Annotated in this window: 13 protein-coding genes and 2 tRNA genes; 10 read left to right on the forward strand and 5 right to left on the reverse strand. The window is 69.9% G+C overall.

Annotated elements, in window-relative coordinates; all coding sequences use genetic code 11:
* The first annotated feature begins 152 nt into the window (after window positions 1-152).
* The 4 genes from BN6_RS06745 to BN6_RS42905 all read left to right on the forward strand — a co-directional run bounded on the left by BN6_RS06745 (window position 153) and on the right by BN6_RS42905 (window position 4742).
* Window positions 153-1571: an FtsK/SpoIIIE domain-containing protein gene (locus BN6_RS06745; RefSeq protein WP_231905103.1), complete on the forward strand. Its 1419-nt coding sequence runs from the start codon at window positions 153-155 to the stop codon at window positions 1569-1571.
* Window positions 1572-1657: 86 nt separating this feature from the next.
* A complete protein-coding gene (locus BN6_RS06750) occupies window positions 1658-3271 on the forward strand; it encodes a replication initiator (protein ID WP_041312171.1) in 1614 nt (537 codons plus the stop codon).
* Window positions 3272-3285: 14 nt separating this feature from the next.
* On the forward strand, window positions 3286-3507 hold the full coding sequence (locus BN6_RS06755) for a helix-turn-helix domain-containing protein (RefSeq protein ID WP_015098812.1): 222 nt from the start codon (window positions 3286-3288) through the stop codon (window positions 3505-3507).
* A complete protein-coding gene (locus BN6_RS42905) occupies window positions 3504-4742 on the forward strand; it encodes a tyrosine-type recombinase/integrase (protein WP_015098813.1) in 1239 nt (412 codons plus the stop codon). The genes BN6_RS06755 and BN6_RS42905 overlap by 4 nt, the downstream gene beginning before the upstream one ends.
* Here BN6_RS42905 and BN6_RS06760 read toward each other — a convergent pair.
* A tRNA-Gly gene (locus BN6_RS06760) sits at window positions 4734-4804 on the reverse strand. The genes BN6_RS42905 and BN6_RS06760 overlap by 9 nt on opposite strands.
* Before the next feature lie 60 nt (window positions 4805-4864).
* Here BN6_RS06760 and BN6_RS06765 point away from each other — a divergent pair.
* Window positions 4865-4941, forward strand: a tRNA-Pro gene (locus BN6_RS06765).
* Between the two features lie 249 nt (window positions 4942-5190).
* On the opposite strand, the gene BN6_RS06770 is transcribed toward BN6_RS06765, so the two are convergent.
* Complete coding sequence (locus BN6_RS06770) at window positions 5191-6096, reverse strand: LysR family transcriptional regulator (protein WP_015098814.1); 906 nt, start codon at window positions 6094-6096, stop codon at window positions 5191-5193.
* Window positions 6097-7415: 1319 nt separating this feature from the next.
* Here BN6_RS06770 and tig point away from each other — a divergent pair.
* From tig to BN6_RS06795, 5 genes are all read left to right on the forward strand, one after another.
* Window positions 7416-8774, forward strand: coding sequence for a trigger factor (tig, locus tag BN6_RS06775; protein WP_015098816.1), 1359 nt, complete (start codon window positions 7416-7418; stop codon window positions 8772-8774).
* Window positions 8775-8899: 125 nt separating this feature from the next.
* The gene (locus BN6_RS06780; protein WP_197540243.1) at window positions 8900-9505 is read left to right on the forward strand and encodes an ATP-dependent Clp protease proteolytic subunit; all 606 of its coding nucleotides are present in this window, start codon (window positions 8900-8902) and stop codon (window positions 9503-9505) included.
* 29 nt (window positions 9506-9534) lie between these two features.
* Window positions 9535-10161 carry an ATP-dependent Clp protease proteolytic subunit gene (locus BN6_RS06785; protein WP_015098818.1) on the forward strand — a complete coding sequence of 209 codons (627 nt, stop codon included), beginning with the start codon at window positions 9535-9537 and terminating at the stop codon, window positions 10159-10161.
* A gap of 207 nt (window positions 10162-10368) precedes the next feature.
* Window positions 10369-11649 carry an ATP-dependent Clp protease ATP-binding subunit ClpX gene (gene clpX, locus BN6_RS06790; RefSeq protein WP_015098819.1) on the forward strand — a complete coding sequence of 427 codons (1281 nt, stop codon included), beginning with the start codon at window positions 10369-10371 and terminating at the stop codon, window positions 11647-11649.
* Window positions 11646-12233 carry an RBBP9/YdeN family alpha/beta hydrolase gene (locus BN6_RS06795; protein WP_015098820.1) on the forward strand — a complete coding sequence of 196 codons (588 nt, stop codon included), beginning with the start codon at window positions 11646-11648 and terminating at the stop codon, window positions 12231-12233. The genes clpX and BN6_RS06795 overlap by 4 nt, the downstream gene beginning before the upstream one ends.
* A 43-nt stretch (window positions 12234-12276) precedes the next feature.
* Here the strand turns inward: BN6_RS06795 and BN6_RS06800 are convergent, their stop codons facing one another.
* The 3 genes from BN6_RS06800 to fdhD are packed head-to-tail and all read right to left on the reverse strand — an operon-like array spanning window position 12277 to window position 15198.
* On the reverse strand, window positions 12277-13146 hold the full coding sequence (locus tag BN6_RS06800; protein ID WP_015098821.1) for an alpha/beta hydrolase: 870 nt from the start codon (window positions 13144-13146) through the stop codon (window positions 12277-12279).
* A 55-nt stretch (window positions 13147-13201) separates the two neighbouring features.
* Entirely contained in the window at window positions 13202-14377 is a 1176-nt protein-coding gene (locus tag BN6_RS06805; RefSeq protein WP_015098822.1) for a CaiB/BaiF CoA transferase family protein, read from the reverse strand.
* A complete protein-coding gene (gene fdhD, locus BN6_RS06810) occupies window positions 14374-15198 on the reverse strand; it encodes a formate dehydrogenase accessory sulfurtransferase FdhD (protein WP_015098823.1) in 825 nt (274 codons plus the stop codon). Before fdhD ends, BN6_RS06805 begins: the two co-directional genes overlap by 4 nt.
* Between the last annotated feature and the right edge of the window lie 14 nt (window positions 15199-15212).

Below are 15212 nucleotides of genomic sequence, written 5' to 3' on the forward strand. Positions count from 1 at the left end.
GAGCGGGTGTGCTGCTCCTGCCTGGGGTTCCTGCCGCTGGTGTTCGACGCACCCGTGGTGATCCCGCAGGGCGGGGGTGTGTGGTGATGGCTGCCGGAAAGTGGGTGGACCCGGCTCCGTTCGAGGGTGCTCGGCCTCGTGTGCCGTGGTGGATGTTGGTGCCGGGCCGGTTGAAGTGGTTGGCGGCGCTGCTGGCTCTGGTGTGGCTGGTCCTGGCGGCGGTCGTGCGCCTGGTGCTCGTTGTGGTCCGGTACCCGGTGGCCGTGTTGGTGCCGTCGTCGGCGGCCTGGTGCTCGTTGCGGTTCGGTCCTGGGCCACTGGTGCTGGTCGTGCTCGCGGTGGTGGCGGGCCTGCTGATCTGGTCCGGGCTGGATCGGGAGTCGTTCCTGCGGCATACCTGGCTGCGGCTGGTGACGGAGTGGCGGCGGGCGACGGTCTACGTGCCCAAGTGGCGAACGACGATGCGGCTCGCCGAGTTGACCAAGGACAGCCGTGGGCGCGAGTACCGGCCCCGGTTGCGGCGGGTGCGCTCCGAGGGCTGGCGGGATCGGGTCCGGGTTCGGATGGTGCCCGCACAGGCCCCAGATGCGTGGGAGCTACGCCGTGAAGGGTTGGCGCACTCATTCGGTGCTCGGTCGTGCCGTGTGCGGGTGCTGAAGCCGCGGCTGCTGGAGCTGGATTTCGTGCACTCCGACCCACTGGCCCGTCCGGTTCCGGTGCCGGCGTTGTCCCGTGACACGGACGTGGATCTCAAGCGGGTGGTCGTCGGACGGACGGAGACAGGTCGGCCGTGGCGGTTGCGGCTGCTCGGCTCTCAGGTGCTCGTGGTCGGCGTCCCCGGCGCGGGTAAGGGCTCGGTGTTGTGGTCGTTGGTGTGGCAGCTCGCGCCGGCGGTCCGGGCCGGGCTCGTGCGCCTGGTCGGGATCGACCCGAAGGGCGGGATGGAGCTGGGGCAGTGCCCGGACGCGTTCGACCGGGTCGTCTACGACAACGGACCGGACGCCGTGGCCCTCCTGGAAGAAGTCGCCGCAGAGGTGAAGGAGCGGGCGGCGAGGTATAGGGGCGTGCGGCGGCTGTGGGCGCAGTCCAGCGGCGAACCGCTCACCGTGCTCGTGGTGGACGAACTCGCGGACCTGATCGCCTACCAGCCGGACAAGGGGCTGCGGGAGCGTGCGGCGCGGGCGATTCAGACGATCACCTCCCAGGGGCGTGCACCGGGCTACGTGGTGGTGGGCCTGGTGCAGGACCCGCGCAAGGAGGTCGTGTCCTTCCGGCACCTGTTCACCACCCGCGTGGCACTGCGGCTGGACGAACCGGGCCAAGTGGACATGGTCCTGGGCGATGGGGTCCGTCAACGGGGTGCAGCGGCGCATGAGATCGGAGAGAGCACGCCCGGCGTCGCCTGGGTGAAGCAGGACGGCCAGCGGGAACCGGAGCGAGCACGGGCCTTCCACGTCACCGACGCCGATCTGGTCGAGCTGGGTCTGTTCCTGACCACGAAGGACGCGACGGTGCACGAGTTCCCGAGCCGTCCCGGCCCGGACGACAACACTGGGGGTGTTGCGGCATGAATGAGTCCACAAAGGTCACGACGAACGAAACCGTTGGCATCACAGCGGTTTCGGTGGTTCCGGCGGTCCCGCTTGACGTGGCGGGGATGACCTCGGCGGAACGTGCCCGGATGCCGCTGACACTGGACGTGGTGAAGGCGGCGGCTGAACAGCACGGAGTCTGCACCCGGCCCGTTCTGCGTGAAGTCGTGGACCTGGACACCGGTGAGGTCCGGATCGTCGGCATTCGCTGCAACGCGACCCAGGCGACAAAGTGCCCAGCGTGCGCGGACCGCAACCGGCGCTCCCGCATGGCCCAGTGCCGCGAGGGATGGCACCTCGACCACGAACCTGTCGCGGAACGACACACACCGACCGACGATCAGGTGGAGCTGGTGACCTACCGCTCGGACCTGACCGCCGGCTACCGCCACGCCGTGGCCACGGGCAAGCTGGGAGACGCCGACGACTACCGGGAAGGCATCCGCGAGGCGGACTGCGACCTGCGGCGGGAAGGTGTGCGCGGGAACCTCCCGGCGGTGGAGCGCCCGGCCCGGACGACCCCGGCCCGGTCCACACGGCGGCGGCAGGACGCGCCCAACCTGCCGCGCCGCAAGGTTGACAAGCGCACCGTGGGACGTGAGTTCGCGGGGCGTTACCGGCCGTCGACGTTCGTCACGCTCACGCTGGACACCTACGGCAAGGTCCGTACGGACGGTGCGCCGGTTGACCCGGCCACCTACGACTACCGGCGCGCGGCCCGGGACGCGGTCCACTTCGCCAGTCTGGTGGACCGGTGGTGGCAGAACCTCCGGCGCGTGGTCGGCTTCGACGTCCAGTACTTCGGCACCGTCGAGCCGCAACGCCGGATCACCCCGCACGCGCACTTCGCCGTGCGCGGCTCGATCCCGCACAAGGTGATCCGCCGGGTGACCGCCGCGACCTACCTCCAGGTGTGGTGGCCCGAACACGACGAGATCAAGTACAGCGGCGGACGGCTGCCGGTGTGGGACATGCGCGCCAAGGGCTTCGCAGACCCCGACACCGGGGCCGCGTTGACCACGTGGGCGGACGCGGTGGCCGAACTCGACCAGCCGGCGCACGTCGCCGAGTTCGGGGCGCAAGTGCACTCCAAGGGCATCCTCGGCGGCACCGAGGAAGCCGGACGCCACGTCGGCTACCTCACCAAGTACCTGACGAAGTCCATCACCGAGGTGGTCGACACCGACGCTTCGGCCCGCCTGGTCGACCATGCCGACCGGTTGGCCGCGCAGCTCGCCGTGACGCCGTGCTCGGAACGGTGCGCGGTCTGGCTGCTCTACGGCATCCAACCCAAGGGAGCCACCTCCCGGACCACACCGGGCCACTGCAAGGGCAAAGCCCACCGCCGGGACACCCTCGGCTTGCCCGGCCGGCGGGTCCTGGTCTCCCGTCGCTGGTCCGGCAAGACCCTCGCGGAGCACAAGAGCGACCGGGCCACGTTCGTCCGCGAAGCACTCGAAGCCGCGGGAATCTCCAAGCCCGACGTCGAGCGCGCTCGCCTCCAGTGGGCACCCGTCCGCCCTGGCGACCCGCACGTGCCCTCTCGGACCGAACTGCTCATGCACATGATCGCCCAACGCCTGAAGTGGCGAGCTGAGTACGACCAAGCGCAAGACGTGCTCGCCCGGCTGCGGCTGGCACCCGTAGATGTTTCAGCAACCTCGCCGGCAGCGGCTTGACCAGGGGGAACGCGATGAGCGACAAAGAGCACTTCAGCGTGCCCGAGGCGGCTGAGTACATGAGCACGACCGTGCGGTTCGTCCGCCGGTTGATCGCGGAGCGTCGGGTGCCGTTTCACCGGCTTGGGCGACTGATCCGGTTCAAGCGGGCGGATCTTGACGCGTTCATCGAGGCCGGCCGGGTTGAGGCGTTCGACCCTAGCGCCGTTCTGCGCCACTTCCGGAGTGCGTCATGAGCGACAAAAGGCGTCGGTTCGGTGCGGTTCGACGGTTGCCGTCCGGGCGGTTCCAAGCTCGCTACCAAGGCCCAGACGGCAGGTACCACCCTGCGCCCGAGACCTTCGGGCGGGAGAAGGATGCGGAGCAGTGGCTGAACACCATTGAGACGGACATCGTCCGGGGCGACTGGACGAACCCTGACGCCGGGAAGATCAAGCTGTGGTTCTACGCCGAAGTCTGGATCAAAGAGCGGGACCTGGCGGTGCGCACGGTCGAGTTGTACGAGGGGCTGTTGCGCAACCACGTGGGGCCGAAGCTCGGTGACGTAATGCTGGCTGACCTCAGCCCGGCGCGCGTTCGGCAGTGGCGGAAAGAGCTGCTGGCGGACGGGGTCGGTGAGGTCACCGTGGCAAAGGCGTACCGGTTCCTGCGGGCCGTGCTCAACACGGCGTCGGCCCCGGAGGAACGACTGCTCAAGCACAACCCATGCACCATCAAGGGTGGCGGCAAGGAGGAGAGCCCGGAGCGGCCCACGGCGAGCCTTGAGCAGGTCTTCGCGGCGGCTGACGCCATTCAGGATCGGTACCGGCTCGTGGTGCTGCTGGCCACGTTCGGAAGCCTGCGGTTCGCCGAGATGGTGGGGCTCCGGCGGCGGGACTTCACGCGGGTGGCCGATGAGGGCGTGACGTTCTACGTCGTCAAGGTCGACCGGCAGACGGTCCAGCCTGACTCGGGGGAGTTGTTCGATGACGATCCCAAGGCCAAGGGCAAGCGGCCGGTGACGTTGCCGCCGTTCCTCACGGAGGAGATCGAGGCTCATTTGAGCCTGTTCGTCGGTGACGATCCGGATGACTGGGTGTTCGTCGGGCCGAAGGGTGGTCGGCCGAAGCGGAGCAACTTCTGGCACCTCTGGAATGCCGCTCGGGTCGCGGCCGGGATGCCTGAGGTTCACCTGCACGACCTCCGGCACACCGGGAACACGATGGCCGCCGAGACGGGGGCGACGCTCCGTGAACTCATGGATCGGATGGGGCACAGCTCGACCCGTGCTGCGCTCGTCTACCTCCACGCGCGGGAGGAGCGCGGGCGGAAGATCGCGGCCGGGATCGAGGCGATGGTCAAGGCCGCGAACGGCACGGCCAAGGCGGCTACTGGCACGCGGATGGCACGGAAGATCAAAAAGGGTGATCGGATCGTCCACTTGGGACGGACTGCAAGGCGTCTACCTGCGAGGGAGTCAGAGAGCGGGTGACGGGAATCGAACCCGCATGACCAGCTTGGAAGGCTGGGGCTCTACCATTGAGCTACACCCGCATCGCGCCCACGGGGTGGGCGCGGGGACAGCTTAGCCTGTCGCGATAGGGTGTCGGTGACCGGGGCGTGGCGCAGTTTGGTAGCGCACCCGCTTTGGGAGCGGGGGGTCGCAGGTTCAAATCCTGTCGCCCCGACCAGGTCAGAGGCCCTGTCCTCCTTCGGGAGGGCGGGGTTTCTGCCGTTCTGGGGGTTGCCCGGGAGACGATCTTGTCATCGTTGTCGGTGGTGTGCACGTCGGGAGGGTGACGGGCCCGAAGGATCGAGGCGGCAGGGGGTGGGGCCCAGGGGGAAGTCCTGGGGACCACCGGGGGTGGACTGAGACCTGGTGCGTGCCGTTCTTGAGCACACCCGCGCCATCGGGCGCTCAAGAACGGCGGTCCCGGGTGTCAGGCCGGTGTTGCCACCTGCTCGCTCACCACCTGTGCCGCGGCCGACACCAGCGCCGTCACCGACGGGTTGGTGGAGTTGTCCTGTCGCCACGCGAACTGGGTGTACACCCGGAACGGCGGGACCCAGGGCAGGCGGCACAGGCGTCCGTCGGCCAACTCCGCGGCCACCGTCACCTCGGGCACCAAACTGATCCCCAGGCCCGAGGCGACCGCGCGCTTGGCGGCGTCGATCGAGTCCAGCGCCAGCACCGGCGACCTCGACTCCGCTTCCTGGAGGCCGAGCGCCTGCTCGAACTGCTCGTAGTAGCTCGCCCCGTTCTCCGCCCGGATGAGGGTGCTCCCGCGCAGCTCATCCTCGGTGATCACGGAGCGCCGCGTCAGCGCGTGCGTCGGCCCGGCGACCATGACCAGCGGCTCCGGGCACAGCACGGTCGTCTCCAACCCCTCGCGGGGCTCCACGGAGCCGATGAAGAACGCGCAGTCCAGCCGCCCCTCGCGCACCGACGACAGGTTCGTCTGGGTGTTGCGGGAGTGCAGCGAGATCTGGACGCTCGGGTAGCGCCAGCACATGTACTCGATCAGTGGTAGCAGCCGGTAGTCGGTGAGGCTCTGGGCACTGCCGATGACCAGCTTGCCGTGCGGCTCGCCGTTCATCGTTATGGCTTTCCGCGCCTTGTCCGTCAACGTGATGATGTTGCGCGCGAAAGGCAGTAGTTCGACTCCCGCGGAGGTCATCTGGATCCCGCGCGGGAGGCGGCGGAACAACGGCACGCCGAGGGTCTCCTCGAGTGCCTTGATCCGCGTGGTTATGGTGGGTTGCGAGCAATTCAGCGTGGCGGCTGCCTTGGTGAAACTGCCCGTTTGAACCACAGTTGTGAACGCCAAAAGCTGACGTGTCTCCATGGAGCTCCCCAACGGTGCGTGAAAGTGATCCACGAGCGGCCGGTGTAGGACGGCGCCGTGGGTTCGTTGCGTGGCGGCGGTCGACCTAGCTGCGCCGGATGGCCGGACGCTGCGTCCTGCTGGTCAACATCGCCGCTCCACCGTGAGGAGCGGTACCCGATGGTCTCGTGTTCCGGCCTGGGCCCGTCGGAGTTCGGCGCGGTGCTGGTAGGAGCCGGCCTCCGGGGAGGGTCCTGGGTTACTGTTCGGCAGCGGCGGAATGGCTCTCATCGGGTCATCGGCACCTTGTCTGGTAGGTGGTTAAAGAGCTCGATGACATTGTTTCGCTCGTTCCTCTGGTCCCGGTTGCCGGTGACGTCCGCTGCTGGCCCCCCAGAACGCCCGGCAACGTGAATTGTTTCGTGGTCCAGCGATGCGGGTCCGGGCGTCACGCTACCTGAAACCCACACTAATGGACTACGGCGAGTGGAGTCATCTCGACAAGTGAAAGTTTTCCGTCGACCACTACTCCAAACGGCCGCAATTCACCCCTTGTGCCGAACCTCCCCTCGGTGGTGGTTGCCGACGGTTAGTCGCCGCTGCGGCATCCGTGTTACACGGCGGTCCCGCGACTGCGGTCGGTGATGGTGCGTCTCGCTCCGTCAGCAAACGACGCCGTCACTCGAACGGCTCAATACCGAAGTCGTTCCCTGGTCCGCCGGGAGCAGTGCCGGCCGCCGAACCGCCGAACCCGCGGCCCCGTCACCTGGCATGGCCTCCGCGACGGCGAATCCGCACTGTTGCGGACTGTGCTCGCAGGTCGGCGCGGGTCAAGATCGGCTCCGACGCGACCCGCGCCCGACGCCGCCCGGGGCGCGTCAGGGGACGCCCGCCGGCCGCCGCTGATCCCTCGGGCTCACTCTTTGCGGTGAAATCGAAAAACAATCCGCGGAAATGGCGGCTGCGCCGAACGGCGAACGCCTGCGGACTCCTCCGGAAACGGCCGTCCAATTCACCCGCACGGCCCGTGGACGAGCGCGAAGCGCCCCCGCCGACAAGCCCGCGACCTGCCCGCCGCAAGTCCGCCACAAGGTCTTCGGACCAGCCCGCCGACAAGCCCGCGAGCCCCTCGCGGTGGCGATCCCGAAGCGGTCCGAACGCGATCCCGAAGCCGGTCGGAGACGATCTCCCGCTCAGGCGCCCGCGCGGTAGTGCGCGCGAGTTCCCGGGGTGCCGGACCCCCGTCACCCCCCACCGCCTAGACTCATGCGGAATCCCGGCGCCCGACCAGAGCGTTTCCGGGATGTTCCGCACGTCCTGCCCGTTACGAGGAGACCACGTTGAAGAGCACCGTCGAGCACCTGAGCCCGACGCGGGTCCGGATCAACGTCGAGGTGCCGTTCGACGAGCTCAAGTCGGACTTCGACCGCGCGTACCGCAAGCTGGCCAAGCAGGTCCGCATCCCCGGCTTCCGCCCCGGCAAGGCCCCCGCCCGCGTGCTGGAGAGCCGCATCGGGCGCGCCCCGGTCCTGGACGAGGTGGTCCAGGAGGCCATCCCGGCCAAGTACCTGGAGGCCGTCAACTCCGGCGAGATCCGCACGCTGGGCCGGCCGGACTTCGAGGTCACGAAGATCGAGGACGGCGAGTCGCTGGCGTTCACCGCCGAGGTCGACGTCCGCCCGGAGATCACCGTGCCCGCGTTCGGCGAGCTGGCCGTGAGCGTGGACGAGCAGGAGGTCACCGACGAGGACGTGGCGACCCAGCTCGACGAGCTGCGCGCCCGCTTCGGCACGCTGACCGGCGTCCAGCGCCCCGCCCAGGAGGGCGACTTCGTGGTCGTCGACCTGTCCGCCACGGTCGACGGCGCGGAGGTCGAGGAGGCCAAGACCGCCGGCCTGTCCTACGAGATCGGCTCCGGCCAGCTCGTGGAGGGCATCGACGAGGCCCTGATCGGCGCCTCCGAGGGCGAGTCGAAGAACTTCACCACCAACCTGGTCGCCGGCGAGCACGCGGGCCGCGACGCCGAGGTCACCGTGGTGCTGAGCTCGGTCAAGGAGCGTCAGCTCCCCGAGCTCGACGACGACTTCGCGCAGCTCGCGAGCGAGTTCGACACCCTGGACGAGCTCAAGGACGACCTGCGGGTCCGCCTGGGCCGGGTGAAGAAGATGCAGCAGGGCGTGCAGGCCCGGGACAAGGTCCTGGAGGCGCTGCTGGCCGCCGTCGAGGTGCCGCTGCCCGAGGCCGTCGTGCAGGGCGAGGTGGAGGCCCGTGCGCACGACGCCGTGCACGCCTTCGACCACGACGAGAACCGCTTCGCCGAGTGGCTGGTCGAGCAGGGCCAGACCCAGGAGGAGTTCGACACCGAGGTGCGCACCGCCGCCGAGCAGGCGGTCAAGACCCAGCTCGTGCTCGACGCCATCGCCGACGCCGAGCAGCTCTCGGTCACCGACGGTGAGCTCACCGAGCGGATCATCTACCAGGCGCAGCGGTTCGGCATCAGCCCGGACGAGTACGTCAAGCGGGCGCAGCAGTCCGGCCAGCTCGGCGCGATCTTCGCCGACGTGCGCCGCGGCAAGGCGCTGGCCTCGGTGGTCCGCCAGGCCGCCGTGACCGACGAGGCCGGCAACGCGCTCGACCTGGACGAGCTGTTCGGCGAGACGAAGTCCACTGAGGAATCCGCGGCCGAGCCGACGGCGTAGCCGCTCGGACCTCATCCGGAGTTGAAGCCCTGAGCGAACGCGGGCGGTGTCGGGAAGGCGACGCCGCCCGTCTTCGTTAAGGTCGTTGCTACGAGACTCTTTTCGGCAAAGTTAGGCAGGCAGACGTGACGCAGCACTTCCCGACGCCCGAGATGCGGTCGGCCACGGGGATGAACCTCAACGACTCGGTCTACGAGCGCCTGCTCCGCGAGCGGATCATCGTGCTGGGGTCGCAGGTCGAAGAGGGCATCGCCAACCAGATCACCGCGCAGTTGCTCCTCCTCGCGGCCGAGGACCCCGAGAAGGACATCACGCTCTACATCAACTCGCCCGGCGGCTCGGTGACCGCGGGCATGGCGATCTTCGACACGATGCAGCTCATCGAGCCCGACGTGGCCACCTACGCGATGGGTCTGGCCGCGTCGATGGGCCAGTTCCTGCTCTCCGCGGGCACGCCCGGCAAGCGGCACGCCCTGCCGCACGCCCGCATCCTCATGCACCAGCCCTCGGCCGGCGTCGGCGGCACCGCGGCCGACATCGCCATCCAGGCGGACATGCTCACCCGGACCAAGCAGGAGATGGCCGAGCTGATCGCGCAGCACACCGGTCAGACGGTGGAGCGCGTCATCGCCGACTCCGACCGCGACCGCTGGTTCACCGCCCAGGAGGCCCTGGAGTACGGCTTCGTGGACAAGGTGATCAGTCGGGCCAGCCAGGCGACGACCAACTGACCGGGCAGCAGAGGACCAGGAGAGAACCAGTGAGCCAGTTCCACGCGCCGCAGTCCCGGTACGTGCTCCCCTCGTTCGTCGAGCGCACGAGCTACGGCATCAAGGAGTCCAACCCGTACAACAAGCTGTTCGAGGAGCGCATCATCTTCCTCGGCGTGCAGGTGGACGACGCGTCGGCCAACGACGTGATGGCCCAGCTGCTCGTGCTGGAGTCGGAGGACCCCGACCGCGACATCCTGATGTACATCAACTCGCCGGGTGGCTCGTTCACCTCGCTGATGGCCATCTACGACACCATGCAGTTCGTCCGGCCGGACATCCAGACCTACTGCCTGGGCCAGGCGGCCTCGGCCGCCGCGGTGCTGCTGGCGGCGGGTACGCCCGGCAAGCGGCACGCGCTGCCCAACTCGCGGATCCTGATCCACCAGCCCGCGACCGAGGGCGTGTACGGCCAGGTCTCCGACCTGGAGATCCAGTCGAACGAGATCCAGCGCGTTCGGCGCCTGCTGGAGAGCACGCTCGCGCGGCACACCAGCCGGACGCCCGAGCAGGTGCGCCTGGACATCGAGCGCGACAAGATCCTGACCGCCGAAGAGGCCCGGGAGTACGGCATCGTGGACAGCGTCCTGCCGTACCGGAAGCTGTCGGCCAAGTAAGTGCCACGTGACGCCCGACACGCCGAGCCGACCAGGGTTCCTGCCCGGTTCGGGGTGTCGGGGGCACGCTGGTCCTCCCACACAAGTGGGTAGGCCAGGTACCGTCGAGGGGAACGGGCGGACCCCGCAGCCGGCGGGCGGATGCCGACAAAGCAGTCAGGCGCACCTCACCAGGACGTGCGCCGGAGGGGACAGAGGTCAGCGGTCATGGCGCGTATCGGTGACGGCGGCGACCTGCTGAAGTGCTCTTTCTGCGGGAAGAGCCAGAAGCAGGTGAAAAAACTCATCGCCGGCCCCGGTGTCTACATCTGCGATGAGTGCATCGACCTCTGCAACGAGATCATCGAGGAAGAGCTCGCGGAGGCGGGGGACGTCAAGCTCGACGAGCTGCCCAAGCCCGCCGAGATCCACGAATTCCTCGACCAGTACGTGATCGGCCAGAACGAGGCCAAGCGCACGCTCTCGGTGGCGGTCTACAACCACTACAAGCGCATCCAGGCGGGCGACCGCGGGCGCGAGGGGCGCGACGACGGCGTGGAACTCGCCAAGTCGAACATCCTCATGCTCGGCCCCACCGGGTGCGGCAAGACCTACCTGGCCCAGACCTTGGCGAAGATGCTGAACGTGCCGTTCGCCATCGCGGACGCCACGGCGCTGACCGAGGCGGGCTACGTGGGCGAGGATGTGGAGAACATCCTGCTCAAGCTGATCCAGGCGGCGGACTACGACGTCAAGCGCGCCGAGACCGGCATCATCTACATCGACGAGGTCGACAAGATCGCTCGAAAGAGTGAAAATCCGTCGATCACCCGCGATGTCTCCGGCGAGGGCGTGCAGCAGGCCCTGCTGAAGATCCTGGAGGGCACCACCGCGTCCGTGCCGCCGCAGGGCGGGCGCAAGCACCCCCACCAGGAGTTCATCCAGATCGACACGACGAACGTGCTGTTCATCGTGGCGGGTGCGTTCGCGGGCCTGGAGAAGATCATCCAGGACCGGGTGGGCAAGCGCGGTCTGGGCTTCGGCGCCGAGGTCCGCACCAAGGCCGAGGTCGACGCCGCGGACTACTACGCCGACTCGATGCCCGAGGACCTGATCAAGTTCGGCCTGATCCCCGAGTTCATCGGGCGGCTGCCGATGGTGGCCAGCGTCACCAGCCTCGACAAGGAATCGCTGGTCCGCATCCTCACCGAGCCGAAGAACGCGCTGGTCAAGCAGTACCAGAAGCTGTTCGAGATGGACGGGGTGGAGCTGGAGTTCACCAAGACCGCGATGGAGGCCGTGGCCGACCAGGCGATCCTGCGGGGCACCGGCGCGCGCGGCCTGCGGGCGATCATGGAGGAGGTCCTGCTGCCGGTGATGTACGACATCCCCAGCCGCACGGACGTCGCCAAGGTCGTCATCACCGAGCAGACGGTCAAGGAGAACGTGAACCCGACCATCGTCGCGCGGCAGCCGTCCCGGCGGGAGCGGCGCGAGAAGTCGGCGTGAGCCTTCCCCACACGCTGATCCTGCACGGTCTGGGCGGTTCCGGACCGACGCACTGGCAGAACTGGCTGGCAGGCGAGCTCGCCCACCACGGTGGGCAGGTCGACCTGCCGCAGTTCACCCTCCCGGACGCGCCGCGGCTGCACGTGTGGCTGGCCGAGCTGCGCGAACACCTCGCCGCCGCGCCCAGCTCGGGCGAGCGGGTGGTGGTCGCGCACTCGCTGGCGTGCCTGCTGTGGCTGCACCACGCGGCCGGGGAGTTCGACGAGGCGCTGCGGGTCGACCGGGTCCTCCTGGTCGCCCCGGTCAGCCCGGAGTTCGCCGGCGAACCGCTGATCAGCGAGTTCCTCGACGTCCCGCTGGACCCGACGACCGTGCGCCGGGCGGGTGCGAGCACCCGCCTGGTCCTCGGCGAGGGCGACCCGTACTGCACGGTGGTGCGGGGCAAGGAACTGGCCGAGGCGCTCCGGCTGGACGTCGACGTCATCGTCGGCGGCGCGCACCTGAACGTGGCGGCCGACTACGGCCCGTGGACCGCGGTCCTGAAGTGGGTCCGCAGCGACCGCACGCCCCTCACCCCACGCTGACCCCGCTCACGCCGCGCTGACCCCGCTCACGCCGCGCCGGCCGTCACGGGGTCTCGACGCGTTTGCCCAGGAAGCGGATCACGTCCGGCACGATCTTGCGGTAGAACACGTCGTCGTGGCCGCCGGGGGTCACCGAGGCCACGGCGGGCTTCGCGGCGGCGATGAACTTGCGGGTGCCCTCGATGAACCGGTCGTGGTCGCCGATCCACACGCCGACCGGGGCCGGGCCCAGCTTGTCCACGTGCTTGAGCGGGTCCAGGGCGGCCCACTGCTCCTGGTTCGCGAACGCGCGGCGCTTGGCCATCTCCGGCCAGGTCAGCAGCAGGCCGGGGGAGATCGCGGCCACCGCCTTGAGCGGTTCACGGCGTTCCGCGCGCCGGCGGGCGTGGACCAGCGCCCCGAAGCCGCCCATGGACACCCCGGTGCACGCGAAGACCGGCCCGCAGGAGCGCTCGGCGAGCCAGCGGGGCACCTCTTCGAGCAGCATCGCCATCGGGTCGTCGCCGGGCGCGTTCTCGTGCCAGTAGTTGTCGCCGCCGTCGACCGCGACGAAGCCGAACGGCGGCACGGACCGCCGGCCGACCGCGGTGACCAGGGCGTCCGGCAGGCCGCCGACGGCCGCGAAGCGGGCGTTGCCGTGCAGGCCGTGCAGGAGGATCGACATCGGCAGGGTGGAGGTGGGCACGCCGGGCGGCAGGATCGTCACCAGGTCGACCTCGCGGCGGCGGTACTGGGAGTACACCCGGTCCACCCGCACCACGGGCCGCTTTCCGGCGGGCACCGGACCCGCCACGCCCAGCACGTGCCGCAGCGCGTCGCTGCCCGGCGCGTGCCCGTTGAGCGTCGCGGCGACCCCCGTCACGGCCAGCCCGGTCGCGCCGAGCGCGCCGAGCACCGTCCGCCTGCTGACCATGTCCCCCTCCTGCGATCCCCCGGTTCCATCGCGCCGGGCACCCCCGGCGTTTCCGCTACACCACCGATCGCGCCCGAAGTTCGGCTATCCGCTCCAGCGGGTAGCCGAGCGTGCTCAGCACGTGGTCGGTGTGCTCGCCCAGCGCGGGCACCCGGCCCGGCGCCCAGTCCCAGCCGGTGGAGTCGACCGGTGGGCGCAGCACCGCCGCCTCGCCGCCCGGCACGCCCACCCGCGTCCACCGCTCGCGGGCGGCCAGCTGCGGGTGGTCGGGCAGGTCGGCGACCGAGCGGGTGCGGGCGGCGGGCACGTCGGCGGCGTCCAGTGCGTCGAGCAGGTCGGCCGCCGCCCAGCCGGTGAAGTCGAGTTCGGCGTGCAGCTCGGGCCGGTGCGCCACCCTCGTGCCCACCGTGCCGAACCGCACGTCGTCGGCCAGCTCGGGCCGGCCGAGCACCCCGCACAGCCGTCGCCACTGCGGGTCGTTCTGGACGGCCAGGTGCACCGCCCCGTCCCGGCAGCGGAACGGCCCGTACGGCGCGATGCTCGGGTGGTGCGCCCCGGTGCGCGGCGCGGCGGCCCCGGTGCCGGCGGCGTAGAGGGCGGGCTGGTGCATCCACTCGGCCATCGCCTCGAACAGGGTCAGCCGCAGCGTGACGCCCTCGCCGGTGCGCTCCCGGTGCAGCAGGGCCGCGAGCACCGCGGACTGGAGCTGCACGCCCGCGGCGATGTCGGCGACCGAGATGCCCGCCCGCGCGGTCACCTCGCCCTCACCGGTCAGCTCGACCAGGCCCGCTTCGGACTGCACGAGCGCGTCGAACGCCTTGCGCCCGGCGTACGGGCCGGTCTCGCCGTAGCCGGACAGCTCGCCGACCACCAGCGACGGGTGTTCGCAGCGCAGCGTCTCGGCGTCCACACCCAGTCGACGCGCCGCGCCCGGCGAGAGGTTGCACAGCACCACGTCGGCGCGCGCGACGAGGTCGGCGAGCACCTCGCGGCCCTCGGGGTGCTTGAGGTCGAGGGTGAGCGACTCCTTGCCGGCGTTGGTCCACGCGAAGTACGAGGACACCTCGCCGCACGCCTGGTCGTAGTGGCGGGCGAAGTCGCCGCCGTCCGGGCGCTCCACCTTCACCACCCGCGCGCCCAGATCGGCCAGCAGCTTGGTCGCGTACGGCACCGCCACGGCCTGTTCGACGCTGACGACGAGCACGCCGTCCAGGGGTCTCGCGGGGCTCAAGCGGTGATCCGTTCCACGCCGGTGTAGACGTTCATCGAGTCGCCGCGCAGGAACCCGACCAGCGTCACGCCCTGCTCCTCGGCCAGCTCCGCGGCCAGCGACGACGGCGCGGACACCGCGGCGAGCACCGGCACCCCGGCCATCGCGGCCTTCTGGACCAGCTCGAACGACGCCCGCCCGGACACCATCAGCACCGTCCCGGTCAGCGGCACCCGGTCCTGGAGCACGGCCCAGCCGAGCACCTTGTCCACCGCGTTGTGCCGCCCGACGTCCTCGCGCACGACCAGCGCCTCGCCCGAGGAGGTGAAGAGCCCGGCGGCGTGCAGGCCGCCGGTGGAGGCGAACACCTTCTGCTTCGCGCGCAACGCGTCGGGCAGCGACGTCAGCACGTCCACGTCGACCCGGACGGCGTCCTGGGCGGGGGAGTAGCGGGTCTTGAGCTTGACCGCGTCCAGCGCCGCCTTGCCGCACACCCCGCACGACGAGGTGGTGTAGAAGTTCCGCTCGACCCCGGGGTCCGGCGGCGGCACGTGGTCGGCCAGCGTGACGTCGAGCACGTTGTAGGTGTTGAGCCCGTCCGGGCCGGTGCCCTCGCAGAACCGGGCCACCGACACGTCGGCGAGCCCGCCGATCACGCCTTCGCCGAGCAGGAAGCCGTGCGCGAGCTCCACGTCGTGGCCGGGTGTGCGCATGGTCACGGTCAGCGGTTTGCCGCCGACGCGCAGCTCCAACGGCTCCTCGGCGGCCAGCGAGTCGACCCGCGTGCGGTGCGTTCGTCGCGAATACGTGACCACTGGGCGACGGACGGTGACTCGCCCCATGGTGGAACTCCTTC

It is taken from the genome of Saccharothrix espanaensis DSM 44229, from assembly GCF_000328705.1.
Lineage (GTDB): Bacteria > Actinomycetota > Actinomycetes > Mycobacteriales > Pseudonocardiaceae > Actinosynnema > Actinosynnema espanaense.

Bases quoted from the DNA above. Each gene is read 5' to 3' on its own strand.
- BN6_RS06755 (WP_015098812.1), top strand. From the start codon at position 3,286: ATGAGCGACAAAGAGCACTTCAGCGTGCCCGAGGCGGCTGAGTACATG.
- clpX (WP_015098819.1), top strand. From the start codon at position 10,369: ATGGCGCGTATCGGTGACGGCGGCGACCTGCTGAAGTGCTCTTTCTGC.
- BN6_RS06750 (WP_041312171.1), top strand. From the start codon at position 1,658: ATGACCTCGGCGGAACGTGCCCGGATGCCGCTGACACTGGACGTGGTG.
- BN6_RS42905 (WP_015098813.1), top strand. From the start codon at position 3,504: ATGAGCGACAAAAGGCGTCGGTTCGGTGCGGTTCGACGGTTGCCGTCC.
- fdhD (WP_015098823.1), bottom strand. From the start codon at position 15,198: ATGGGGCGAGTCACCGTCCGTCGCCCAGTGGTCACGTATTCGCGACGA.
- BN6_RS06745 (WP_231905103.1), top strand. From the start codon at position 153: ATGTTGGTGCCGGGCCGGTTGAAGTGGTTGGCGGCGCTGCTGGCTCTG.
- BN6_RS06770 (WP_015098814.1), bottom strand. From the start codon at position 6,096: ATGGAGACACGTCAGCTTTTGGCGTTCACAACTGTGGTTCAAACGGGC.
- BN6_RS06800 (WP_015098821.1), bottom strand. From the start codon at position 13,146: ATGGTCAGCAGGCGGACGGTGCTCGGCGCGCTCGGCGCGACCGGGCTG.